The sequence below is a fragment of the Pseudomonas sp. GW821-FHT09E12 genome, assembly GCF_059416085.1.
Genome location: NZ_JBWKOM010000011.1, coordinates 167003 through 190632 on the forward strand (window position 1 = coordinate 167003; position 23630 = coordinate 190632).

The window sequence follows — 23630 nt, forward strand, 5'->3', positions numbered from 1 at the left end:
GCCGACGATCAGGCCATCTATCACTGCTGAGGAGAAACCCATGCCGAGCCCAACGATCCTGCCTGAGATACGCGAGCTGACGACGCCCATGGTTGCGCTGCGCCAGCATCTGCACGCCCATCCTGAACTGAGCTACGAGGAGTTCGAAACCAGCCGCCTGGTCGCCGACAAGCTGCGCGGCTGGGGTTATGAGGTTCACCACGGGCTGGCCGGCACCGGCGTCGTGGCGTCGTTGCGCAAGGGCCGGGGCAACCGGGTCATCGGCCTGCGCGCGGACATGGACGCCTTGCCGATCCTGGAAACCAGCGGCTTGCCCTATGCCAGTCGGCATGACGGCAAGATGCATGCCTGTGGCCATGACGGGCATACCGCGATGCTGCTGGCCGCCGGCCAGTGCCTGGCCCAGAGCATCGACTTCGATGGCACTGTGCGCCTGATCTTCCAGCCCGCCGAGGAAGGGCATGTGGGCGCGCGGAAGATGATCGAGGATGGGCTGTTTCAGCTGTTTCCCTGCGATGCGGTCTTTGCCATGCACAATTGGCCGGGGTTGCCGGTGGGTAAGTTCGGTTTTCTCCCCGGGCCGTTCATGGCCTCGGCCGACACCGTGACGATTGGCATCAATGGCCGTGGCGGTCACGGCGCCATGCCCCAGGACACGGTCGACCCGATAGTCGCCGCGGCCTCGCTGGTCATGGCGTTGCAGACGGTGGTGGCGCGCAACCTGCCGCCCCTGGAAATGGGCGTGGTCGGGGTCGGGGCGATTCACGGCGGCAGCAGTTCGTCGGTGGTTCCCACTCGCGTCGAACTGGCGGTGACGGTCAGGGCATTGAAAGAGACGACCCGTGAGCTGTTGCTACAGCGCATCGAGGCGCTGGCCCACGCCCAGGCCCAGGCATTCGGCGCGACTGCCGAGGTCACGGTCAGCGCCAACGCGTTCCCGGTGCTCTACAACCACCCGCGGGAAACCGCCCTGGCGCGGGCGGTGGCCCTGGAGTGGCTGGGCGAGGAGGGGCTGGTCGCCGATATGCAGCCGATGACCTGCAGCGAGGATTTCTCTTTCATGCTGCAAGCCTGCCCCGGCAGCTACCTGATCATGGGCAACGGCGAAGGGACGGCGGGCGGCTGTCTGTTGCATAACCCGGCCTATGACTTCAATGACGCCTGCCTGCCTTACGGCGCCAGCTACTGGGTGAAGCTGGTGAGTGCCTTTCTCGAGCCGGTCGACTGACTTGCAGCCTCTGGTGATCGCTCCGGCCGGGCCTGTTCGGGCCCGGCCGGTCGTGGGTGCGTAGCCCTTGTCTGCAAGGAGAATGTCATGGCCGTTGTTTCCGAATCCTTCGCGCCGGTTGCGGCGACGAATCTGTGTGTTTCCCGTCGGCGGGTGATTGTCGGTACCACTATCGGTAATGCCCTGGAGTTTTTCGATTTCACGGTGTTCAGCTTTCTGATGCTGTTTATCGGGCCGCTGTTTTTCCCTGCGGCGTCCGCTTACGGGCAGTTGCTGCTGACCACCGCGACCTTTGGCGTGGGTTTCCTGATGCGCCCGATCGGCGCGCTGCTGATCGGTTCCTACTCCGACCGCTTCGGCCGTCGCTCGGCGATGACCCTGACCCTGTTCCTGATGGGCCTGGGCTGCGGCCTGATGGCCTTGACCCCGACCTATGGCCAGATCGGCATGGCCGCGCCCCTGATCATGGCGCTGGCGCGACTGATCCAGGGTTTTGCCGCCGGTGGCGAAGTGGGGGCGGCGACCACCCTGCTGGTGGAACACGCCCCCGCATCGCAACGGGGTTTTTATGCCAGCTGGCAGTTCGGCAGCCAGTCGCTGGGGATCTTCCTCGGCGCGATCATGGTTGCGGCGCTGGTGGCGGGGCTGGATCAACAGGCGATGAACGAGTGGGGTTGGCGGGTGCCGTTTTTCATCGGCATGCTCACCGCCCCGGTGGGCTGGTACATCCGTCGCCATCTGGAAGACACCCTGGTGGTCGGGCTGTCGACTGCCCACAGCCAGCAGGCCAGGGAACATGCGGCCCGCAGCAGTCCGCTGCGCGAGCTGTTCGGCCAGCACAAGCGGGCATTGGGCAAAAGCGTGCTGCTGATGCTTGGGGCCATGGTCTCGACCCAGATCATCGCCTTTTACATGCCGGCCTATGCCGCCAGGGTGCTGGGCCTGCCGACCACCTCCAGCCTGCTGGCCAGCGTGGTGGTGGGGGCGGTCTGTTTTGTGTTGTCGCCGCTGGTGGGCTGGCTGGCCGATCGCTGTGGGCGCAAGCGGGTGATTTTCTGCTCGCGCCTGCTGACCCTGGTGGTGATAGTGCCGTGTTTCCAGTGGCTGATCGCCGCCCCCAGCCTGTTCAACCTGCTGCTGATCATCGGCCTGCTCTCGGTGTTGCTGACCCTGCAGACGGTGCCGGGCATCACCATGTTGCCGGAGATGTTCCCCAAGTCGGTGCGCACCACCGGCATGGCGGCGGCCTACGGTATCGGGGTCTCGGTGTTTGGCGGCTTCGCCCAGTTTTTTGTCACCTGGCTGCTGCAGGTGACCGAGCAGGCGCTGGCGCCGGCCTGGTACATGATGGCGACGGTCGCCTTGTCCACCCTGGTGTTGCTGTGGATTCGCGACCGCACCGGTGAAGACATCGATCAGGCTGCGGCTTGAGCCCGGGCTCAGGCCGGGACAGGCAGCGCCTTCTGCGAAGTGCTCAGGAAACGCAGCAGGGCCAGCAACGGCAAGGCGCTGCCGACGCCGACTATGCCCAGCCAGCCGGCGTGTTCGTACACCGCGCTGGCAATCGACGAGCCGACGGCGCCGCCGATGAAGATGCTGGTCATGTACAGCGCGTTGAGGCGGCCGCGGCTATGAGCATCCAGCGCATAGACCGCGCGCTGGCCGAGGACCATGTTCATCTGCACGCAGAAATCCAGGACCACGCCGGTCACTGCCAGGCCGATGACGCTGTAGGCCGGGTGGACAAAGGCCGGCAGGAAGCTCAAGGCGGCGAACAGCATGGCCAGCAACGAGGCGACGCGGGTGTGGCCGGCATCCGCCAGGCGTCCGCTGATGGGCGCGGCGATGGCGCCGATGGCTCCGACCAGGGCGAACAGGGCGATCTGGCTTTGCGACAGGCCGTGATTGCGCGCCAGCTCCAGCGGCACCGCGGTCCAGAACAGGCTGAAGGTGGCGAACATACAGGCCTGGTAAAACGCTCGCTGGCGCAGCACCGGTTGCTGGCGCAGCAGGGTGCCCAGCGAGCGCAGCAACTGGCCGTAGGTGGCGCTGTGGGCAGGCTGGCGCTTGGGCACGGTCAGCAGCAGGACCAGGCTGATGGCGGCCATCAGCACGGCGGCGGCGATAAACATCGCGCGCCAGCCGAACAGGTCGGCCACCACACTGGACACCGGGCGTGCCAGCAGGATGCCCAGCAGCAGGCCGCCCATGATGCCGCCGACCACCCGGCCGCGGGAGGCTTCCGGCGTCAGGTGCGCGGCCAGGGGAATCAGGATCTGTACCGACACCGAGCTGAAGCCGATCAGCAGCGAGACCAGCAGAAAGGCGTTGGGTTGCTCGGTGAACCCGGCGCCCAGCAGGCTGGCGATGGCTACCAGGCTGGTGAGGATCATCAGCCGGCGGTTTTCCAGCAGGTCGCCCAGGGGCACCAGGAAGAACAGGCCCAGGGCGTAGCCGATCTGGGTCAGGGACACGATCAGGCTGGCCATGGTGCTGCTCAGGCCGATGTCCGGGGCGATCAGCTCGATGATCGGCTGGGCATAGTAGATGTTGGCGACGATGGCGCCGCAGCAGAAGGCGAACAGCAGCACCATGCCGCGGGTCATGGTCGTGGTGGCGGCGGGCAGCCCCTGGGTCGTGGAAGTCATGGCGATTCTCGTTGCAGCGAAAGGGATGCGGGCGAGGCTAAGGGGCTGGCCCGTGACGCGGTAGAAGCTGACGAGCGATAGCATTCATGCCCGGGAGGAATAAATGCCTGGCGGGGCCGGCCGAGAGCGGCAGACGACGACCGGGATCGCGTTGCGATGATACATTTACTTACATTCAGTTCCATAGCTCGCTCATTGTTCCGTGGACGCTGGAGTGCTTTCGTTTAGACCTCTGTGCCACCTTTCATCACAGGAAGCCCGTCCCATGAATCTGTGCCTTCGCCGCCTGCTCGGCGGCGCCCAAGCGATCACCCTCGGCGCACTGCTGCTGGCCGGCCTGGCCCAGGCCCAGGACGCACCGGGCATGCGCATCGGCGTGCGCGGGGAAATCACCAGCATCGCCGGCGACGCGGTGCGGGTGCACGTCAACAGTGGTGAGAACGTCACCATCAACCTCACGCCGCAGACCCAGGTCCGCGCCGTGACCCTGGCCAATATCGAGGACATCAAGCCCGGCAGCTACATAGGTTCGGCCGCCGTGCCGCAGGCCGATGGCAGCCTCAAGGCGCTGGAGGTCCATGTTTTTCCACCGCAGATGGCCGGCACCGGCGACGGTCATCGGCCTTTCGATCTGGTCAAGGGCAGCAGCATGACCAATGGCCGCGTCGGCGACTTGGTGGTGAGCAACGGCCGGACCCTGACCGTCAACTACAAGGGCGGCCAGCAGACGATCCTGGTGCCGGACGACGTGCCCATCGTCAACCTGGTGCCGGGTGACCGCAGCCTGCTCAAGGCCGGGGTCAAGGTGGTGATGTTCGTCTCCCAGAGCGCGGACGGCACGCTCACCGCGCAATCGATCTCCGCCGGCAAGGATGGGGTGACGCCGCCGATGTAGCTGGCTGGCGGTTACGTTGCCAGGTGTTTCAACGGCCTGGTTTCGGATGGCCTTGTGCAGGGGCTTGGTTTAGGGTTTGCGGTCGTCTATCGCAGCGGAGGTCCCATGCACACATCAGTCTTCAATCCGCCCAGTGTCTTCAATTCCCAGCAGTACGGTTTCAGCCAGGCCGTGGAGGTGCGCGGTGGGCGGCGCCTGCTGCTGTCCGGCCAGGTGGGTGTCGATGAGCGCGAGGTCTGCGTCGGCCCGGGGCTGCGCGAGCAGACCGAGCAGAGCTTCGACAATATCGCCCGGGTCCTGGCGGCGGCGGGCGGCGACCTGAGCCACGTGGTCATGCTGCGGATCTACATTGCCGAGGCAGCCCGCGACCAGCAGGAACAGATCAGCCAGGTGCTGTTGCAGCGTTTCCCCCAGCAGCCGCCGGTGTCCTCGTGGATCATCGTCAGTGGCTTGTCCTTGCCCGAGTGGCTGATCGAGGTCGAGGCCGAGGCGATGTTGCCTGAGTTGCACGAGGTTCGGGGCGCCGCCCTGGTCGATGTAGCCGCCGGGCTTTAGGCGCGAGCAATAAAAAAGCGACCCGAGGGTCGCTTTTTTCATGGGCCGGGGGCGTTATTTGCCGCCGTAGATCTGGTCGAAAACCCCGCCATCGTTGAAGTGGGTCTTCTGCACGGTGCGCCAGTCGCCAAAGGTTTTCTCCACCGAGAGGAAGTCGACTTTCGGGAAACGGTCGGTGTACTTGGCCAGGACTTTCGGGTCCCGTGGGCGCAGGTAGTTGTTGGCGGCGATTTCCTGGCCTTCCGGCGACCACAGGTACTTCAGGTACTCCTCGGCCGCGGCACGCGAGCCTTTCTTGTCGACCACCTTGTCGACCACCGACACCGGTGGCTCGGCTTCGGCGGAGACGCTCGGGTAGATGACTTCGAACTGATCGCGGCCGAATTCGCGGGCGATCATTTCCGCTTCGTTCTCGAAGGTCACCAGCACGTCGCCGATCTGGTTGGTCATGAAGGTGGTCGTCGCGGCGCGGCCACCGGTGTCGAGCACCGGTGCCTGCTTGAACAGCTTGCCGACGAAGTCCTTGGCCTTGTTCTCGTCGCCGCCGTTCTTCAGCACATAACCCCAGGCCGACAGGTAGGTGTAGCGGCCGTTACCCGAAGTCTTGGGGTTCGGCACTATCACCTGCACGCCATCCTTGAGCAGGTCCGGCCAGTCTTTCAGGGCCTTGGGGTTGCCCTTGCGCACGATGAACACGGTGGCCGAGGTGAAGGGCGCGCTGTTGTTCGGCAGGCGGGTCACCCAGTTGTCCGGCACCAGCTTGCCATTGTCCGCCAGGGCGTTGATGTCGGTGGCCATGTTCATGGTGATGACGTCGGCCGGCAGGCCGTCGATCACCGAGCGCGCCTGTTTGCTGGAACCGCCGAAGGACATCTGCAGGGTGATGTTCTCGTTGTGCTCGGCCTGCCAGTGCTTCTGGAAGGCAGTGTTGTAGTCCTTGTAGAAGTCTCGCATCACGTCATAGGAAACGTTGAGCAGGGTCGGAGCGGCCTGGGCGGCGCTGCCCAGTGCCAGGCCGGCGGCCAGGAGAGAGGCGCTAACGAGTTTTTTCACTGCACATTCCTTTTATTAGAGAGTGAAGGCAATTTGCCGCCGACTATAGCCGGGGCGGTATATCTCTTTAAAGATTAAAAAGTGCTTTGCTTATTCAGTTTTCCTGGACCACTTTCGGGAACAGCGCGTTGCCACACCGCGAGCAGAACGCGGCGCCGTGCTCATGGTCGTTCTTCCTGCACACCGGGCAGTCGTGCTTGAGCTGTTCGCCGCGCAGGGCATTGGCCAGTTCCGCGGTGAAGATCCCGGTGGGCACGGCGATGATCGAGTAACCGGTGATCATCACCATCGATGAAATCACCTGGCCCAGTGGCGTCTTCGGCACGATGTCGCCAAAACCCACGGTAGTCAGGGTGACGATGGCCCAGTAGATGCCCTTGGGGATGCTGGTGAACCCGTGCTCCGGCCCCTCGACCACATACATCAGGGTGCCGAACACCGTGACCAGGGTCGATACGCTGAGCAGGAACACGATGATTTTCTGCTTGCTGCCGCGCAGCGCCGACATCAGGTAGTTGGCCTGCTTGAGATACGGGCTGAGCTTGAGCACGCGGAAGATGCGCAGCATGCGGATCACCCGGATGATCAGCAGGTACTGGGCGTCGCTGTAATACAGGGCGAGGATCCCCGGCACGATGGCCAGCAGGTCCACCAAGCCGTAGAAACTGAAGGCGTAGCGCAACGGCTTGGGCGAGCAGTACAGGCGCAGGCTGTATTCGATGGCGAAGATCAGGGTAAAACCCCATTCGATATAGGCCAGCACATTGGCGTAGTTCTGATGCACCTCGTCGATGCTGTCGAGAATCACGATCACCAGGCTGGCGAGGATGATCAGCAACAGGGTGCTGTCGAAGCGTCGACCGGCCACGGTGTCGGTCTGGAAAATCATGACGTAGAGACGCTCGCGCCAGTGCCGGTTGTTGTCCGTGTTGCTGTCCATGTTGTTCGCCTGAATCGAAGGTCAGCGAAGCCTAGGGGGATTGGCCCCGGTAGCGCAAGGCGTGCTGTCCACGGCGGCCTGGCGCAGCACCCGCAGCGCGGCGCGAACCAGCCAGCAGGCGAGGATAAAGGGTGCGGTGAGCACGGGCAGGCCCAGCGCGGCGAAGCCCGGGGCGAGCAGCAGCGCCAGGAGCATTCCCGGCAGGGCCAACCAGGATCGGCGGCGGTCCTGGCTCAGGGCCAGGGCGACCAGGGCACAGTTGTAGCCGCCAAGGCCCGGCAGGGCGCCGGCGTGGTCCTGTTGCAGCAGGGCGAAGCCCAGGCCCACCGCTGAACCGAACAGCGCCCAGGCAGCCGCCCGGCGATCAGCCAGCAGCAACCCCAGGGCAATCAGCACCCCGGCCAGCGGATGTTCGAGGAACATCACCTGGCCGAGCCCCTGGATCAGTGCCTGCAGCAGCGCCAGCGCATCGGGCTCGACCCAGGGCGCGGCGGCACTGGCGGGCAGCGGCGCGGCCAGGCCCAGCAGCAGCCAGCCGAGGCCGACGAAGGGCGCGGTGTAGGCCGGTAGGCAATATTGATCGCGGGCGCGTTTGAGCCATTGCCGGGTGAGGATCGCACTGACGCCGCCGCAGGCGATGATCAGCGGTGGCAGCAGCACCGACCAGTCGAAGCGCAGGCTCAGGAGCAGGCCGAGCAAGACCCCGTTGTAGCTGAACAGCCCGGCTTGCCGGTCGGCCTTGGCATAGCCCCGGCGCTGCGCGGTGAGCAGCCCGGCCACGCCACCCAGCAGCGCGCCACCGAGCAACGCCGGAGCGCTCAGCAGGATGGCCAGCATGCACAGCAGGCCGCACAGCGGATGGCGCTGGAGGAAGATCTGGCTGAAGCCGTTGAGCAGGGCGGTGGCCCAGTCGGGGCAGTGCGCGTTGAAGTGTTCTGAAGGCATGAGGTGGGCTCTTGTAGCCGCTGCCGAGCACAGCGAGGCTGCGATCGGGCGCGTAGCGGCCGTCAATCAGGCAATGCCGTGTTCCACAGGCAAGTCCAGTGCTCGGGCCTGGCGAAGACTGCGTTTTCGAGCGCAGCCTCGCAGGCTCGGCAGCGGCTACATGCTCAGATCAGGGTTTCGATGCGCAGTGAGTTGGTCGAGCCCGGCTGGCCGAATGGCACGCCGGCGGTGATTAACAGCGTGTCGCCGCGTTTGGCCATGCCTTGCGCCTGGGCGATTTCCAGGGCGGTGGAGCAGACCTCGTCGACCTGACGCAGGCGGTCGTTGACCACCGAGTGCACGCCCCAGGCCACCGTCAGGCGCCGCGCGGTGGACAGGTTCGGCGTCAGGTTGAGGATCGGCACCGTCGGCCGTTCCCGGGCCGCGCGCAGGCTGGAGCTGCCGGACTCGCTGTAGTTCACCAGCACCGCCACCGGCAGGATGCTGCTGATGCGGCGGATCGCGCAGCTGATGGCATCGGACACCGTGGCTTCGGCCTGGGGCCGGCTGACGTCGAGCTGGGCCTGGTAGTCCGGGCCGCTTTCCACCTGGCGGATGATCTTGCTCATCATCTGCACCGCTTCCAGCGGGTATTCGCCGGAGGCGGTTTCCGCCGAGAGCATCACCGCGTCGGCGCCTTCGGCCACCGCGTTGGCCACGTCCGTGACCTCGGCCCGGGTCGGGGCAGGGGAGAAGCGCATGGATTCGAGCATCTGCGTGGCCACCACCACCGGTTTACCCAGCTGGCGGCAGGTGCCGATGATGCTCTTCTGGATCTGCGGCACGCTTTCGGCCGGCACCTCCACCCCCAGGTCGCCACGGGCCACCATGATCGCGTCGCTCAGTTCGGCGATCTCGCGCAGTTGGGTGACCGCCGAGGGTTTCTCGATCTTGGCCATCAGGAACGCCTTGTCGCCAATCAATGCGCGGGCTTCGCGGATGTCCTCGGGGCGCTGCACGAACGACAGGGCGACCCAGTCCACCCCCAGCTCCAGGCCGAACTCCAGGTCGCGGCGATCCTTGGCGGTCAGCGGGCTGAGGTCGAGCAGCGCCTGCGGGACGTTGACGCCTTTGCGGTCCGACAGCTCGCCGCCGTTGAGCACCGTGGTGTCGATGGCGTCGGCGTGTTTGGCGATGACCCGCAGGCGCAGCTTGCCATCGTCCAGCAGCAGGTCCATGCCCGGCTCCAGGGCTTTGAGGATTTCCGGGTGGGGCAGGTTGACCCGGCGCTGGTCGCCCGGGGTGCTGTCCAGGTCCAGGCGCAGGGCCTGGCCGCGGTGCAGCTGGACCTTGCCTTCGGCGAACGTGCCGACCCGCAGTTTCGGGCCTTGCAGGTCCATGAGGATGCCCAGCGGGTAGTTCAGCTGTTTTTCGACTTCGCGGATCCACTGGTAACGCTGGGCGTGATCGGCGTGGTCGCCGTGGCTGAAGTTGAGGCGAAAGATATTCACCCCGGCCTGCACCAGCTCGCGGATATCGTCGATGCCGTCGATGGCCGGGCCGAGGGTGGCGAGGATTTTGACCTTTTTGTCAGGCGTCATGTTTTGGGCTCTCGAGGATCAGGATGGCGCGGAAGTCGTTGACGTTGGTGCGGGTCGGCTCGGTGACGATCAACCCATCCAGGGCCGCGAAATAGCCATAGCCGTTGTTGTTGTCCAGCTCGTCGCTGGCACTCAGGCCCAGGGCGGCGGCGCGGGCATGGCTGTCCGGGGCCATGATCGCGCCAGCGTTGTCTTCGGAGCCGTCGATGCCGTCGGTATCGCCCGCCAGGGCGTAGACGCCGGGCAGGCCCTTGAGGCTGTCGGTGAGGCTCAGGAGGAACTCGGCATTACGCCCGCCGCGGCCATTGCCGCGCACGGTGACCGTGGTTTCGCCGCCGGACAGGATCACGCAGGGCGCCGCCAGCGGCTGGCCATGCAGCACCACCTGGCGGGCGATGCCGGCGTGGACCTTGGCCACCTCGCGGGACTCGCCTTCCAGGTCGCCGAGGATCAGCGGGCTGAAACCGGCCTGGCGGGCTTTCACCGCGGCGGCCTCCAGCGACTGCTGCGGCCGGGCGATCAGCTGGAAGTGACTGCGGGCCAGGCTCGGGTCGCCGGGCTTGACGGTTTCCGACTCCGGGCTTTGCAGCCAGGTGCGCACCGCCGCCGGGACCTCGATGGCATAGCGCTTGAGGATCGCCAGGGCCTCGGCCGAGGTGCTGGGGTCGGCCACGGTGGGGCCGGAAGCGATGACCGTGGCCAGGTCGCCCGGTACATCGGAAATCGCGTAGGTGTAGACGGTGGCCGGCCAGCAGGCCTTGGCCAGGCGGCCGCCCTTGATCGCCGAGAGGTGTTTGCGCACGCAGTTCATCTCGCCGATGGTGGCGCCGGACTTGAGCAGGGCTTTGTTGATCGACTGCTTGTCCGCCAGGCTGATGCCCGCGGCGGGCAGGGCCAGCAGGGCGGAACCGCCGCCGGACAGGAGGAAGATCACCCGGTCCTGTTCCGACAGGTCGCTGACCAGCTCCAGCACGCGCTTGGCCACGGCCAGGCCGGCGGCATCGGGTACCGGATGGGCGGCTTCGACCACTTCGATTTTTTCGCAGGGCGCGCCGTGGCCGTAGCGGGTGACGACCAGCCCGCTGACTTCACCCAACCAGCAGCGTTCGACCACCTGGGCCATGGCCGCGGCGGCCTTGCCGGCACCGATGACGATCACCCGGCCGCTGCGGTCGCTGGGCAAATGGGCTTCGAGGACGTGCTGCGGGTGGGCGGCGTCGATGGCTGTGGCGAACAGCTCACGGAGGAATTGTTGCGGATCGACCGACATGGCGGGCTCCCGGATTTCTTGTTATTCGAGGTGTGGCTGTAACGCAGCCTGTAGCCGCTGCCGAATGCTGCGATAAGGTTCGAAGAACCTTCCTGCGATGTGCAAGTGCACGCCTGCTGCGCAGGCGATCGCAGCCTTCGGCAGCGGCTACAGGGGATTTCCTGGCGTTCTCTTACTGGTCGCGGATCGAGAAGTTGGCCATGTGTTCCAGGCCCTTGATCAGCGCCGAGTGGTCCCAGTTGCTGCCGCCGATGGCCGCGCAGGTGCTGAACACTTGCTGGGCGTTGGCGGTGTTCGGCAGGTTGATGTTCAGCTCCTTGGCGCCTTGCAGGGCCAGGTTCAGGTCCTTCTGGTGCAGGCTGATACGGAAGCCCGGGTCGAAGGTGCCCTTGATCATGCGCTCGCCGTGCACCTCGAGGATCTTCGAGGAGGCGAAGCCACCCATCAGCGCCTCGCGCACCTTGGCCGGATCGGCGCCGTTTTTCGCGGCGAACAGCAGGGCCTCGGCCACCGCCTGGATGTTCAGGGCGACGATGATCTGGTTCGCCACCTTGGCGGTCTGGCCGTCGCCGTTGCCGCCGACCAGGGTGATGTTCTTGCCCATGGCCTGGAACAGCGGCAGGGCGCGCTCGAAGGCCTGGCTGTCGCCGCCGACCATGATGCTCAGGGTCGCCGCCTTGGCGCCGACTTCACCGCCGGATACCGGGGCATCCAGGTACTGCGCGCCTTTCTCGTTGATCCTGGCGGCGAAGGCCTTGGTCGCGGTCGGCGAGATCGAGCTCATGTCGATCACCACCTTGCCCGGGCCGACGCCCGCCGCCACGCCGTCGGCGCGGAACAGCACGTCGTCGACCTGCGGGGTATCCGGGACCATGACGATGATGAACTCGGCTTCCTGGGCCACTTCCCTGGGGCTGGCCAGGGCAACTGCGCCGGCGGCGACCAGGTCGGCCGGGGCCGCGTCGTGGTGCTGGGACAGGAACAGACTGTGACCGGCTTTCTGCAGGTTGGAGGCCATTGGGTGGCCCATGATGCCGGTGCCGATGAATCCAATTTTAGCCATGAGAAAATCCTCTTTTTGTTAGGTAGCACGCCCTCTGTAGGAGCGAGCAAGCTCGCTCCTACAGCGATAAACGATGACGCGGTTGCCGATCAGATTGCGTTGTGGCTCTTGAGCCAGCCCAGGCCCGCTTCGGTGGTGGTCAGCGGCTTGTATTCGCAGCCGACCCAGCCCTGGTAGCCGATCTTGTCCAGGTGCCCGAACAGGAAGCGGTAGTTGATCTCGCCGGTCCCCGGTTCGTGACGCCCCGGGTTGTCCGCCAGCTGGACATGGTTGATCGCGTCCAGGTGGCCGGACAGGGTCCGGGCCAGATCGCCCTCCATGATTTGCATGTGGTAGATGTCGTATTGCAGGTACAGGTTGCTGCTGCCGACCTGTTCGCGAATCGACAGGGCCTGGGCCGTGTTGTTCAGGTAGAAGCCCGGGATGTCGCGGGTGTTGATCGCTTCCATCACCAGCTTGATGCCCGCGGCCTGGAGTTTCTCGGCGGCGTACTTGAGGTTGGCGACGAAGGTCTTTTCCACCGTGGCATCGTCGAAACCTTGCGGACGAATACCGGCCAGGCAGTTGATCTGGGTGTTGCCCAGCACCTGGGCGTAGGCGATGGCCAGGTCGACCCCGGCGCGGAACTCTTCGACCCGGTCCGGCAGGCAGGCGATGCCGCGCTCGCCTTTCACCCAATCGCCCGCGGGAAGGTTGAACAGCACTTGGGTCAGGCCGTGGGCGTCGAGTTGCGCCTTGATCTCGGCGGAGCTGAATTCGTAGGGGAACAGGTATTCGACACCACTGAAGCCAGCCTCGGCGGCGGCCTTGAAGCGGGCGAGGAAGTCCTGTTCGGTGAACAGCATGGACAGGTTGGCGGCAAAACGCGGCATGGTGGTCTCCTGTAGAGGTATCAATCCCTGTAGCCGCTGCCGCAGGCTGCGATAAGGCCGAAGGCCTTCGACGATCCTGAGATCTTGCGCATCCTGCGGATGCAATCGCAGCCTTCGGCAGCGGCTACATCGGGGGGTCAGTCGAGCAGGGAAATCGCGGTCGGGGCGTCGTTGCCGACCAGCGCCAGGTCTTCGAATTCGTTGACTGCGTTGATCTCGGTGCCCATGGAGATGTTGGTGACACGCTCCAGGATGATCTCGACGATCACCGGCACCTTGAACTGTTCGAGCATTTCCTGGGCCTGGCGCAGGGCCGGCTGGATGCCCGACGGCTCGAATACCCGCAGCGCCTTGCAGCCCAGGCCCTCGGCGACCGCGACGTGGTCCACGCCATAGCCGTTGAGTTCCGGTGCGTTGAGGTTGTCGAAGGACAGCTGCACGCAGTAGTCCATGTCGAAACCGCGCTGTGCCTGGCGGATCAGGCCCAGGTAGGAGTTGTTCACCACCACATGGATGTACGGCAGCTTGAACTGCGCGCCGACGGCCAGTTCTTCGATCATGAACTGGAAGTCGTAGTCGCCGGACAGCGCCACTACTTTGCGCGATGGATCGGCCTTGACCACCCCCAGCGCCGCCGGAATGGTCCAGCCCAGCGGGCCGGCCTGGCCGCAGTTGATCCAGTGGCGTGGCTTGTACACGTGCAGGAACTGCGCGCCGGCAATCTGCGACAGGCCGATGGTGCTGACGTAGCAGGTGTCCTTGCCGAACACCTGGTTCATCTCTTCATACACGCGCTGTGGCTTGACCGGCACGTTGTCGAAGTGGGTCTTGCGTTGCAGGCTCGATTTGCGCTGCTGGCAATCCTGCAGCCAGGCGCTGCGGTTCTTCAGCTTGCCGGCGGCCTGCCATTCGCGAGCGACTTCGATGAACACGGTCAGCGCCGAGCTGGCGTCGGAGACGATGCCCAGGTCCGGGGTGAACACCCGGCCGATCTGGGTCGGCTCGATGTCCACGTGGATGAATTTGCGGCCCTCGGTGTAGACGTCCACCGAACCGGTGTGGCGGTTGGCCCAGCGGTTGCCGATGCCCAGGACCACATCAGACTTGAGCAGGGTGGCGTTGCCGTAGCGATGGGAGGTCTGCAGGCCGACCATGCCGACCATCTGCGGGTGATCGTCGGGGATGCTGCCCCAGCCCATCAGGGTCGGAATGACCGGGATGCCGGTCAGCTCGGCGAACTCCACCAGTAGCTCACTGGCATCGGCATTGATGATGCCGCCACCGGCGACCAGCAGCGGACGCTCGGCCTGATCCAGCAGGGCCAGGGCTTTTTCGACCTGGACCCGGGTCGCCGAAGGCTTGGCTAGCGGCAGCGGCTGGTAGGCGTCGATGTCGAATTCGATCTCGGCCATCTGCACGTCGAACGGCAGGTCGATCAGCACCGGGCCGGGGCGGCCGGAGCGCATTTCATAAAAGGCTTTCTGGAAGGCGTAGGGCACTTGGCCGGGTTCCAGGACGGTGGTCGCCCACTTGGTCACCGGCTTGACGATGCTGGTGATGTCGACGGCCTGGAAGTCTTCCTTGTGCAGGCGGGCACGCGGGGCCTGGCCGGTGATGCAGAGAATCGGGATCGAGTCGGCCGAGGCGCTGTACAGGCCGGTGACCATGTCGGTGCCGGCAGGGCCGGAAGTACCGATGCACACGCCGATATTGCCGGCCTTGGTGCGGGTGTAACCCTCGGCCATGTGCGAGGCGCCTTCGACGTGGCGAGCGAGGACGTGATCGATGCCACCGACCTTTTGCAGGGCGGAGTACAGCGGGTTGATGGCGGCACCCGGGATGCCAAAGGCGGTATCGACCCCTTCACGGCGCATCACCAGAACGGCGGCTTCGATTGCTCTCATTTTGCTCATGGTTTTGTGCCTCTTACGTTTTGTAATTGTATACAAGTTTCTTTGCGCAGAGTGTATTCACGGCGAGCGTCGCAGGTCAATCCATTTTCTCTAGCGCTGGGGTGCGTTCGTCCGGTGCCGGTAAACAGGCGGCTTTTCGTCGTAAGCAGGGGTTTATGAAAATTATTGTATACAAAAACATAATTTGTTGTGCTCTATTTGTTGTATCGATCTTCTTATCGGAACTCCCAGATTTTTCCCAATAACAAAATAAGGACGGCACCCATGAGCGCTTTAACCTTGAACGTTGCAGTCAGCCTGGCCGGCAAGGCCCTGGCCTTCGGCCGCGAGATCAGCGCGGCACCCTTGACCATCGCGGTACTCGACGCCGGCGGGCATCTGGTGACCTTGCAGCGCGAAGACGGGGCCAGCTTGCTGCGGCCACAGATCGCCATCGGCAAGGCCTGGGGCGCGATCGCCCTGGGCAAGGGCTCGCGCCTGCTGGCGCTGGATGCGCAGCAGCGGCCGGCGTTCATTGCCGCGCTCAACAGCCTGGGGCAGGGCAGCGTGGTGCCGGCACCGGGTGGGGTATTGATTCGTGATCAGCAGGGGGCGGTGGTGGGGGCGATCGGCATCAGCGGCGACACCTCGGACATCGACGAGCAGTGCGCGATCAGCGCCATCGAGGCGCAGGGCTTGCTGGCGGATGCGGGCGTGAGTGCCTGATCTGTAGCCGTGTAGCCGCTGCCGCAGGCTGCGATCGCACACAACGGGTGCGCAAGATCTGAAGATCGCTGAAGGCCTTCGGTCTTATCGCAGCCTGCGGCAGCGGCTACAAGGGCTGGCTTACTTGTCCGTTTCGCAGCCCTTGAGCACCAGGCGGATGATGGTCTGGGCGGCGGCTTCGTAATCGGACTCGTCCAGCTTGGCCTTGCCGGTCACCACCGAGATCTGCCAGTCGAAGTCGGCGTAGGTCTGGGTCGCGGCCCAGATGCTGAACATCAGGTGGTGCGGGTCGATGGGCGCGATCTGGCCACGATCGATCCAGGTCTGGATGCAATCGATGTTGTGCTTGGCCTGGGCGTTGAGTTGTTCGACCTGGTCCGGGCTCAGGTGCGGAGCGCCGTGCATGATCTCGCTGGCGAACACCTTGGAGGCGAAGGGCAGGTCGCGGGAGATGCGGATCTTCGAGCGGATGTAGCCGCTCAGCACTTCACTGGGCACGCCGTCGGCGTTGAACGGGGTCGAAGCCTGGAGGATCGGCTCGATGATGCTTTCCAGGACCTCGCGGTAGAGGTTTTCCTTGGATTTGAAGTAGTAGTAGACGTTGGGTTTGGGCAATCCTGCCTTGGCCGCGATATCGCTGGTTTTGGTCGCAGCGAAGCCTTTGTCGGCAAACTCTTCACTGGCGGCACGCAGGATCAGTTCTTTGTTGCGCTCGCGGATGGTGCTCATAAACCAGGTGATTCCTTGCCTGTTCGGGCGGTTGCGCATGGTAGCACCGGCCTTGCGCGAGGCTCAAGAATGCCCCGGCGGCCCTCGTTGCGCGTTATGCTTCGCAGCATTTATCACCTCAAGGAACCCTGATCCATGGCCGGAAGCAGTTTGCTGGTGCTGATCGACGATATTGCCGCGGTACTCGACGACGTGGCGCTGATGACCAAGATGGCGGCGAAGAAGACCGCCGGGGTGCTGGGGGACGACCTCGCGCTCAATGCCCAGCAGGTCTCCGGGGTGCGCGCCGAGCGTGAGTTGCCGGTGGTCTGGGCGGTGGCCAAGGGCTCGTTCCTGAACAAGCTGATCCTGGTACCCGCGGCCCTGGCCATCAGTGCCTTCGCGCCCTGGCTGGTGATACCGCTGCTGATGCTCGGCGGTGCCTATCTGTGCTTCGAGGGCTTTGAAAAGCTCGCCCACAAGTTTCTCCACAGCAAGGCCGAGGATCAGGCCGAGCACCAGCAACTGATCGAAGCCGTGGCGGACCCGGCCACCGATCTGGTGGCCTTCGAGAAGACCAAGATCAAGGGCGCGATCCGTACCGACTTCATTCTCTCGGCCGAGATCATCGCCATTACCCTGGGCACCGTCGCCGACGCACCGTTGATGCAGCAGGTGGTGGTGCTTTCGGGCATCGCCATCGTCATGACCGTCGGCGTGTATGGCCTGGTGGGCGGCATCGTCAAGCTCGACGACCTTGGCCTGTGGCTGACGCAGAAGCCGGGCCAGGTGGCGAAAAGCATCGGTGGCGCGATCCTGCGCGCGGCGCCCTACATGATGAAAAGCCTCTCGGTGATCGGCACCGCAGCCATGTTCATGGTCGGCGGCGGCATCCTGACCCATGGCGTGCCGGCGGCGCATCACTGGATCGAGACTGTCACCGCGCACACGGCCGAGGCGGTTGGCGGGTTTTCGCTGATCATGCCGACGCTGCTCAATGCCGTGGCCGGCATCATCGCCGGCGCCGCGGTACTGGTCGTGGTGTCGCTGGGCGGCAAGCTGTGGCGCGCGGCCAGGGCCTGATTCGCACCTGCCTCTCGCCGCGGTGGCGAGGGGCAGGTGCGAGGGGTGTCAGGCGGGGAGCAGTTGCGCGACCGCCAGGCCGATCTTGTTGATCGCCTGTTCGATCTTGCGGTTGGGCACGCCGGCAAAGTTCAGCCTGAGGCAATTGCGGTACTTGCCGGCCGCGGAAAAGATATTGCCGTTGGCGATCTGGATGTCCTCGGCTTCTAGCAGCCGGTTCAGGGTGTAGGTGTCGAACTCGTCTGGCAGCTCCACCCACAAGGTGAACCCGCCCTGGGGTTTGCTGACCCGGGTGCCTTCCGGCAGATAGCGGCTGACCCACTCGGTCATCAGGTCGCGATGGCGCTGGTACTGTTTGCGCATCCGCCGCAGGTGCGGCAGGTAGTGACCCTTGGCAATGAATTCGGCCACCGCCAGCTGCGGCTGGGTAGCGGTGGTGCCGGAGCCGACGTATTTCATGTGCAGCACTTGCGGCAGGTAACGTCCCGGGGCGATCCAGCCGATCCTCAGTCCTGGCGCCAGGGTTTTCGAGAACGAACTGCACAGCAGCACGCGCCCGTCGTCGTCGAATGACTTCAGGGTGCGCGGCCGCGGGTAGCGGAACGCCAGGTCGCCATAGATATCGTCTTCGATGATCGGCACGTCGTAGCGCTGGGCCAGGCGGATCATCGCGCGCTTGCGATCGTCCGGCATGATGTAGCCCAGCGGATTGTTGCAATTGGGCGTGAGCTGGATGGCCTTGATCGGCCATTGTTCCAGGGCCATTTCCATGGCTTCCAGGCTGATGCCGGTGACCGGGTCGGTGGGAATCTCCAGGGCCTTGAGGCCGGTGGCCTTGAGCAGCTGGATGATGCCGTGGAAGCAGGGGGAGGCGATGGCCACGATGTCGCCGGGTTCGCACAGGGCGCGGATGGCGATGGACAGGGCTTCCTGGCAGCCGCTGGTGACGACGATTTCCGCGGGCGTCAGGCGGCAACCGGAATCGACGCCGAGGCGGGCAATCTGCTCGCGCAGGCTCAGCACACCTTGCAGGTGGTTGTATTGCAGGCTAGGGCTGTCGCTGCGCCGGCTGATCCGCGCCAGGGCGGTCAGCAGCGGCTTGAGGGTCGGCGCGGTGGTGTCGGGCATGCCGCAACCCAGTTGAATGGCATTGGCGTTCTGCTCCTGGCGCATCAGCTCCTGCACCAGGTCCCACTGGGAGATATCCACAGGCCGCAACGACGGCCGTCCCATCTTTGGCAGCTCCGGCAAGCGCCGGCCGGCTGGGACGAAATAGCCCGACTTGGGCTTGGGAATAGCCAGTCCCGAGCTTTCCAGAACCCGATAGGCCTGTTGCACGGTGGTGAGGCTGACGCCGTGCTCGAGGCTCAGGGCCCGCACCGAAGGCAGACGCTCCCCCGGTCCGTATAACCCCTGCTCAATGCGGCTGCTGATGTATTCGGCGAGATTCAGGTATCGAGTCATGCGGGGGACTGTAGCGACTCATCTGTCGTATAAAAAGTTACAGATTTCACTTTTTTTGAAAATTTTTTAGGGCGAAAAGGCAATCTGTACTGAGAAAAATCATCCGTCGTGTACCTATAAGACAGTGGTTGCCTTTGGGAAGATGGCCCGCATCGCACTGTACTGGTTGTTCTTAAATACAGTTGCGGCGCAATTCAGAGTCCCCCCGGGCAACGTGTTACGGGCTTCCCCCTCAGGCTACTTTAGACGATGACTTCTCAAGGAAGAGCAGGGTAATGACGGCAAGGATCAAACTGACTCCGCAGATGGCTGAGTACGAGCAGAAATTCACCGACGGTGGTGAGGTTCGCTGGCTTCCTTATTTGATGTATTTCCATCCTACCGACCACCGTTCGGAGGTGGTCAATACAGATGCCTCGGGCTTCCGCTATTCGGAGTTGCTGGGCATACAGTATTCGGTGGTCAACAGCCGCCACGCCAAGAGCGTGCGGGTGCTGGCCGGCAGCTCGACCGTGTTTGGCATCGGTGCCAGCTCGGATGCCTGGACACTGCCTTCGCGCCTGGCCGAGAACGATCCGGACAGCAAACCCTGGATCAACTTCGGCGGACGCAGCTTCAACTCGACCCAGGAACTGACGCTCTTCACCCTTTATCGTCATTTGCTGCCCAAGGTCGACGAGATCGTGCTGTTTTCCGGGTTCAACAACCTGGGACTGGCCCGCCAGCCACACAGCAGCCGTGGCGAACACGGCGCTTTCTTCAACTGCAATCAGTTCTTCGACGCCATGCGTCCGGAGACTCAGGCCCCCAAGCGCGGCATGTTCCGCGCCTTGCTCGGCAAGGAACAGGAAGAGCCGACGCCCGAGCCGCCACCGACCATGGAAGAGCAGATCGACTACGCCGCCGACCTGACCCTGCGTCACCTGGATACCTGGCGCGCACTGGCGGCCGATATGGGCGCCAAGCTGACCTTCATTCTGCAGCCGCTGGCCGGCTGGGTCCGGGAAAAGGGGTGCGACGAGGAAGAACAGCTGTTCGCCGAGCTGGATCGCGCCGGCAGTTTCAGCGAGGTCTATGGCGACATCCTGCAGCCCAGCGTCTGCGAGGCCTATGCCGCCCGCCTGCGCGAAGGCGCACAGAAGATGGGCGTGCGTTTCGTGAACATTACACCGCTGCTGTCCGAGGCCCTGCGGCCTGAACAGTGGTTGTTCGTCGACCGTATTCACTTCACCGACCAGGGGAACGATTTCGTCTCGAAAATCATCCTCGATGTTCTTTAAAGGAGTCTGCCATGAGTTACATCAAGAGCTTGTTCCAACGCCTGTTCGGCAAGAAGAAAAAGAAGAAGCCGGACTCTTCGATCTACCCGATGTTCTGATCTCGACACCCGACGTCATTGCTTGCCGATGACTGAGGGCCGGCAATGGATTGCCTTGGTCTCCAACCTGGAAGGGAAGTAAACAGTATGTGGCGCCAGTTTTATCGATCAGTCAGCAATCCCGAGAGCTTTCTGGGGGATGTCAGTATTCGGCGACTGATGGGCCTGGCCGCACCGGGTGAAGCCGGTGCGGGTGGCCTGGCCGGGTTGCGGGTACAGATCGAGCACTGGCGTGACGAGCAGGCCCGGGCTTACCGCGAACTGGCCAGCCAGGCCGCGGAGCTGGGCAACCAACGGGAATTCGCCGAGGCGCTGCTGGTGCACTCTGCGCCACTGGCCTCGGTATTGGGCTGCTGGTTGCAAGGCATGAGCGCCCCCGGTGTCTTCGAGGACAGCGCGCAGCTCAAGCTCATGGAGCTGCTGGCCCACGACGTGGGCGTCGGGCGGCCCCTGGCATCGCGCGCCGATCACTTCAAATCGCTGTTGGTACAGTCGGGGCTGACCGCCTATGCGGTTTCGCCGTTCGAACTTTCCACGCTCCCCGACCTGCCTGACGAACTGTTCGAATTACCTGCATTGCTGCAAGCGGTCAGCCGCCGCAGCGATGCCTTTGGTGACACCCTGTGCGGCATCGATTATGCCTGGCGTGCCCTGGGGCTGAGCCCATGGTGGTCGGTGCTGGATGCGCAGCAGCTGGACGTCCACCGGCTCGACCTGAACCAGCTGGATGAAACCGCGGGCGACAGTTCGGCGCTGGAAGTCTCCCAGTGGGTCTGCGAGCAGGTCGCCAGCCAGGGCAGCCTTCGCCGCCTGCAACTGGAGGCGGGCGCCCAATGGTTGTTCGCGGCCCTGAAAACCTTCAACGAACGATTGCTGGCGCACTGCCGGGCCGCGGTATCGCCCGAGCGCCTGATGGGCAAGATGATCCAGCGCATGGCCCGGGCCGGCGCGGTCTATCACCAGGATTACAAGATGGAAGGCCGCAGCCTGGCGCAGTGGCTGCGTGAGGCCCAGGTCGACCCCGTGCCGCTGCTGGAAATGCTTTCGCGCAGCCGTCTGATCGTGCCGGGCAATGCCGAGAAGAGCCTGCTGGTCAATACACTGGTCGCGCCGAACGGGCGCATGTTCCGGATTTTCAGCGAGGCTGACCTGAGCGTCATCCGCAAGTGGATCGATGGTCTGCCCGGCCCGATCCAGCGTGCGGAAGCTGCCGAAGCACCAGCGCCAACCCCTTGCAATGCAGAGGTTCGGCAGGTGCTGGGCGAGAACATTGCAGAGCAGGGCCAGTGGCCCAAGAGCTTGCGCGAGGCCTATTTCGTTTTGCAGGGCAGGGCGCTGGCGCCGCGCACCCAGGCTTTTGCCCAGGCTTATGTGACCCGTTGGCTGGAACAGTCGCGGCGCTCGCTGCAAAGCTCCGAACGCACTTTGCCTGAAGCCTGGAATGTCGGCGTCTTGCGCGAATGGTTGCTGGACAAGCACGACCGCCACGGCCAGGAGTTCGAAGAAAGCGACCCGGCGGCCATGCCGTCGCGCGAAGAAATCGTCGACTCCACCCTGCAACTGGCGCCGCTGACCCTGATCGACGGCGCCTGGCTCCAGGGTTTTACCGACCTGACGCTGGCCTCGTCCCATGTCGGTTACGCGCTGTTCCAGACCTATTGGGATGAGCTGGGTAACGGCTCCTATGCGTTGAACCATCCGAAAATCTACCGCGACGGCCTGCGCCAGATGGGGCTGGAGCTGGCGCCCACCGGTGCCCGCGAGTTCGCCGAGGATGAGCGGCTGCGCGAGGCGTCGTTCCGCTTGCCGGTCTACTGGCTGTGCCTAGGCAAGTTGCCGGTGACCTTCATGCCGGAAATCCTCGGCATGAACCTGGCGATGGAGCTGTCGGGGGTGGGCGGCAGCTATCGCTCGGCCCGGCGCTTCCTCAGGCACTACGGCTTCAGCACCGCGTTCGTCGACCTGCACAACACCATCGATAACGTCTCCACCGGGCATTCGGCCTGGGCGGTGGACGCCATCGACGCTTATATGCGCCAGGTCGCCGCGTCGAAGCCGGCGGAGCTGGCAGAGCACTGGCAGCGGGTCCGCGTCGGCTACGAGTCCCTGGCACCGCAGCCGGACCGCCTGACGTCCTGGTTGCGGCGCCTGGGTATCGGCTCCGCGGGTGCGGTGCTGCCCCGGAGCAAGACGCGGGGCGAGGACCAGGCGCTGTTTCATCACGAACCTATTGTCCCTGCCGTGCCGGTGGGCGTAACGGCCTGAACATCAAGGAGTGTCCATGTCTCTGGTCAATGTGCACAACGAGTGGGATCCGCTGGAAGAAATGATCGTCGGTGTCGCCCAGGGCGCACAGGTGCCGCGACCTGATCGCGGGCTGTTCGCCCTGGACTACAGCGAGCAGCACGATTACATCGAGGAGATTCCATCCGGCCCCTATCCGCAGCAGGTCATCGAGGAGGCCAGCGAGGACCTGGACGCCTTTGCCGCCTTTCTGCGTTCCCACGGGGTCATAGTGCGGCGGCCGGACGTCACTGATCATCGCGCGGTATTCGGCACCCCAGCCTGGAAAACCGATGGCGAATACAACTACTGCCCGCGGGATGTGCTGCTGCCCATCGGCCAGACCATCATCGAGGCGCCGATGGCGCTGCGCAGCCGTTACCTGGAACCGTTCGCCTATCGCCGGCACCTGGCCGAATACTTTGCCAGCGGCTCCAACTGGATCTCCGCGCCCAAGCCGCAGCTGCTGGACAGCACCTACCGGATCAACCCCAAGGACGGCTCGATCATTGCCAATGACGAGCCGATCTTCGACGCCGCCAACGTAATCCGCATCGGCGAGGACATCCTCTATCTGGTTTCCCGCAGCGGCAACGAATTGGGCTGTCAGTGGTTGCAGCGGGTGCTGGGCGAGCGTTACCGGGTGCACCCGGTGAGCGGCGTGTACGACGGCACGCACCTGGATACCACCATCACCGTGGTCCGCCCGGGGCTGGTGGTGCTGTGTCCGGAGCGGATCCGCAAGGACCAGGTACCGGCGCTGTTCAAGAACTGGGACATCATCTGGGCGCCGGAAATGGTCGACACCGGCTATTGCTGGTCCTACCCGCGCGCATCGATCTGGCAGGGCATGAACTTCATCATGGTCAACCCGGCGCTGGCGGTGATCAACGACCAGCAGGTGCCGCTGATTCGCGCCCTGGAAAAACACGGTATCGATGTGGCGCCGCTGAAAATGCGCCATGCCCGCAGCCTCAGTGGCGGCTTCCATTGCGTGTCGGTCGACATTCGTCGCCGCGGCACCCTTGAAGACTATCGTTGAGCGGA

Annotated in this window: 20 protein-coding genes; 9 read left to right on the plus strand and 11 right to left on the minus strand. The window is 64.3% G+C overall.

Annotation, left to right across the window (positions count from 1 at the left end):
- The first annotated feature begins 40 nt into the window (after positions 1-40).
- Entirely contained in the window at positions 41-1228 is a 1188-nt protein-coding gene (locus AC07PQ_RS27615; protein WP_007922066.1) for a M20 aminoacylase family protein, read from the plus strand.
- A gap of 87 nt (positions 1229-1315) precedes the next feature.
- Positions 1316-2659 (plus strand): MFS transporter, encoded by a 1344-nt coding sequence (locus AC07PQ_RS27620; RefSeq protein ID WP_493186487.1) that lies wholly within the window; start codon positions 1316-1318, stop codon positions 2657-2659.
- 8 nt (positions 2660-2667) lie between these two features.
- Here AC07PQ_RS27620 and AC07PQ_RS27625 read toward each other — a convergent pair whose 3' ends face one another.
- Positions 2668-3876, minus strand: coding sequence for an MFS transporter (locus tag AC07PQ_RS27625; RefSeq protein ID WP_493186486.1), 1209 nt, complete (start codon positions 3874-3876; stop codon positions 2668-2670).
- A 265-nt stretch (positions 3877-4141) separates the two neighbouring features.
- Between AC07PQ_RS27625 and AC07PQ_RS27630 the strand changes: the two genes are divergently transcribed.
- A complete protein-coding gene (locus tag AC07PQ_RS27630) occupies positions 4142-4771 on the plus strand; it encodes a DUF5666 domain-containing protein (RefSeq protein ID WP_007922071.1) in 630 nt (209 codons plus the stop codon).
- 105 nt (positions 4772-4876) lie between these two features.
- Entirely contained in the window at positions 4877-5326 is a 450-nt protein-coding gene (locus AC07PQ_RS27635) for a RidA family protein (RefSeq protein ID WP_493186485.1), read from the plus strand.
- Between the two features lie 54 nt (positions 5327-5380).
- Here AC07PQ_RS27635 and AC07PQ_RS27640 read toward each other — a convergent pair whose 3' ends face one another.
- The 8 genes from AC07PQ_RS27640 to gcl form a co-directional block, all read right to left on the minus strand.
- Entirely contained in the window at positions 5381-6379 is a 999-nt protein-coding gene (locus AC07PQ_RS27640; protein ID WP_007922075.1) for a sulfate ABC transporter substrate-binding protein, read from the minus strand.
- A gap of 94 nt (positions 6380-6473) precedes the next feature.
- On the minus strand, positions 6474-7319 hold the full coding sequence (locus AC07PQ_RS27645; RefSeq protein WP_493186484.1) for an ion transporter: 846 nt from the start codon (positions 7317-7319) through the stop codon (positions 6474-6476).
- 21 nt (positions 7320-7340) lie between these two features.
- On the minus strand, positions 7341-8264 hold the full coding sequence (locus AC07PQ_RS27650; protein ID WP_277588137.1) for an urea transporter: 924 nt from the start codon (positions 8262-8264) through the stop codon (positions 7341-7343).
- 164 nt (positions 8265-8428) lie between these two features.
- Positions 8429-9844, minus strand: a complete 1416-nt coding sequence (gene pyk, locus AC07PQ_RS27655; protein WP_277588138.1) for a pyruvate kinase — start codon at positions 9842-9844, stop codon at positions 8429-8431.
- Complete coding sequence (locus AC07PQ_RS27660) at positions 9834-11114, minus strand: glycerate kinase type-2 family protein (RefSeq protein ID WP_007922094.1); 1281 nt, start codon at positions 11112-11114, stop codon at positions 9834-9836. The genes pyk and AC07PQ_RS27660 overlap by 11 nt, the downstream gene beginning before the upstream one ends.
- Positions 11115-11286: 172 nt before the next feature.
- Positions 11287-12177, minus strand: a complete 891-nt coding sequence (locus AC07PQ_RS27665; RefSeq protein WP_007922096.1) for a 2-hydroxy-3-oxopropionate reductase — start codon at positions 12175-12177, stop codon at positions 11287-11289.
- 89 nt (positions 12178-12266) lie between these two features.
- Positions 12267-13049 carry a hydroxypyruvate isomerase gene (hyi, locus tag AC07PQ_RS27670; RefSeq protein WP_007922097.1) on the minus strand — a complete coding sequence of 261 codons (783 nt, stop codon included), beginning with the start codon at positions 13047-13049 and terminating at the stop codon, positions 12267-12269.
- Between the two features lie 137 nt (positions 13050-13186).
- Positions 13187-14962 (minus strand): glyoxylate carboligase, encoded by a 1776-nt coding sequence (gene gcl / locus AC07PQ_RS27675; RefSeq protein WP_493186483.1) that lies wholly within the window; start codon positions 14960-14962, stop codon positions 13187-13189.
- A 264-nt stretch (positions 14963-15226) separates the two neighbouring features.
- Here gcl and AC07PQ_RS27680 point away from each other — a divergent pair, with 264 nt between their 5' ends.
- On the plus strand, positions 15227-15667 hold the full coding sequence (locus AC07PQ_RS27680; RefSeq protein WP_493186482.1) for a GlcG/HbpS family heme-binding protein: 441 nt from the start codon (positions 15227-15229) through the stop codon (positions 15665-15667).
- A 120-nt stretch (positions 15668-15787) separates the two neighbouring features.
- Here AC07PQ_RS27680 and AC07PQ_RS27685 read toward each other — a convergent pair whose 3' ends face one another.
- A complete protein-coding gene (locus AC07PQ_RS27685; RefSeq protein WP_007931453.1) occupies positions 15788-16396 on the minus strand; it encodes a TetR/AcrR family transcriptional regulator in 609 nt (202 codons plus the stop codon).
- Positions 16397-16531: 135 nt separating this feature from the next.
- On the opposite strand from AC07PQ_RS27685, the gene AC07PQ_RS27690 reads away from it, so the two are divergent.
- Positions 16532-17458, plus strand: coding sequence for a DUF808 domain-containing protein (locus AC07PQ_RS27690; RefSeq protein ID WP_101337188.1), 927 nt, complete (start codon positions 16532-16534; stop codon positions 17456-17458).
- Between the two features lie 48 nt (positions 17459-17506).
- Here the strand turns inward: AC07PQ_RS27690 and AC07PQ_RS27695 are convergent, their stop codons facing one another.
- The gene (locus AC07PQ_RS27695) at positions 17507-18922 is read right to left on the minus strand and encodes an aminotransferase-like domain-containing protein (protein ID WP_493186481.1); all 1416 of its coding nucleotides are present in this window, start codon (positions 18920-18922) and stop codon (positions 17507-17509) included.
- Positions 18923-19197: 275 nt separating this feature from the next.
- Between AC07PQ_RS27695 and AC07PQ_RS27700 the strand changes: the two genes are divergently transcribed.
- The 3 genes from AC07PQ_RS27700 to AC07PQ_RS27710 all read left to right on the plus strand — a co-directional run bounded on the left by AC07PQ_RS27700 (position 19198) and on the right by AC07PQ_RS27710 (position 23625).
- Complete coding sequence (locus AC07PQ_RS27700) at positions 19198-20202, plus strand: SGNH/GDSL hydrolase family protein (RefSeq protein WP_007931458.1); 1005 nt, start codon at positions 19198-19200, stop codon at positions 20200-20202.
- Positions 20203-20387: 185 nt separating this feature from the next.
- Positions 20388-22565 carry an iron-containing redox enzyme family protein gene (locus AC07PQ_RS27705; protein WP_493186480.1) on the plus strand — a complete coding sequence of 726 codons (2178 nt, stop codon included), beginning with the start codon at positions 20388-20390 and terminating at the stop codon, positions 22563-22565.
- Positions 22566-22581: 16 nt separating this feature from the next.
- The gene (locus AC07PQ_RS27710) at positions 22582-23625 is read left to right on the plus strand and encodes an inosamine-phosphate amidinotransferase (RefSeq protein WP_007931460.1); all 1044 of its coding nucleotides are present in this window, start codon (positions 22582-22584) and stop codon (positions 23623-23625) included.
- Positions 23626-23630: the final 5 nt, after the last annotated feature.

Coding starts and splice junctions, on each gene's coding strand:
- AC07PQ_RS27615 (WP_007922066.1), top strand. CDS start 41: ATGCCGAGCCCAACGATCCTGCCTGAGATACGCGAGCTGACGACGCCC.
- AC07PQ_RS27620 (WP_493186487.1), top strand. CDS start 1,316: ATGGCCGTTGTTTCCGAATCCTTCGCGCCGGTTGCGGCGACGAATCTG.
- AC07PQ_RS27625 (WP_493186486.1), bottom strand. CDS start 3,876: ATGACTTCCACGACCCAGGGGCTGCCCGCCGCCACCACGACCATGACC.
- AC07PQ_RS27630 (WP_007922071.1), top strand. CDS start 4,142: ATGAATCTGTGCCTTCGCCGCCTGCTCGGCGGCGCCCAAGCGATCACC.
- AC07PQ_RS27635 (WP_493186485.1), top strand. CDS start 4,877: ATGCACACATCAGTCTTCAATCCGCCCAGTGTCTTCAATTCCCAGCAG.
- AC07PQ_RS27645 (WP_493186484.1), bottom strand. CDS start 7,319: ATGGACAGCAACACGGACAACAACCGGCACTGGCGCGAGCGTCTCTAC.
- AC07PQ_RS27650 (WP_277588137.1), bottom strand. CDS start 8,264: ATGCCTTCAGAACACTTCAACGCGCACTGCCCCGACTGGGCCACCGCC.
- pyk (WP_277588138.1), bottom strand. CDS start 9,844: ATGACGCCTGACAAAAAGGTCAAAATCCTCGCCACCCTCGGCCCGGCC.
- AC07PQ_RS27660 (WP_007922094.1), bottom strand. CDS start 11,114: ATGTCGGTCGATCCGCAACAATTCCTCCGTGAGCTGTTCGCCACAGCC.
- AC07PQ_RS27665 (WP_007922096.1), bottom strand. CDS start 12,177: ATGGCTAAAATTGGATTCATCGGCACCGGCATCATGGGCCACCCAATG.
- hyi (WP_007922097.1), bottom strand. CDS start 13,049: ATGCCGCGTTTTGCCGCCAACCTGTCCATGCTGTTCACCGAACAGGAC.
- gcl (WP_493186483.1), bottom strand. CDS start 14,962: ATGAGCAAAATGAGAGCAATCGAAGCCGCCGTTCTGGTGATGCGCCGT.
- AC07PQ_RS27680 (WP_493186482.1), top strand. CDS start 15,227: ATGAGCGCTTTAACCTTGAACGTTGCAGTCAGCCTGGCCGGCAAGGCC.
- AC07PQ_RS27685 (WP_007931453.1), bottom strand. CDS start 16,396: ATGAGCACCATCCGCGAGCGCAACAAAGAACTGATCCTGCGTGCCGCC.
- AC07PQ_RS27690 (WP_101337188.1), top strand. CDS start 16,532: ATGGCCGGAAGCAGTTTGCTGGTGCTGATCGACGATATTGCCGCGGTA.
- AC07PQ_RS27695 (WP_493186481.1), bottom strand. CDS start 18,922: ATGACTCGATACCTGAATCTCGCCGAATACATCAGCAGCCGCATTGAG.
- AC07PQ_RS27700 (WP_007931458.1), top strand. CDS start 19,198: ATGACGGCAAGGATCAAACTGACTCCGCAGATGGCTGAGTACGAGCAG.
- AC07PQ_RS27705 (WP_493186480.1), top strand. CDS start 20,388: ATGTGGCGCCAGTTTTATCGATCAGTCAGCAATCCCGAGAGCTTTCTG.
- AC07PQ_RS27710 (WP_007931460.1), top strand. CDS start 22,582: ATGTCTCTGGTCAATGTGCACAACGAGTGGGATCCGCTGGAAGAAATG.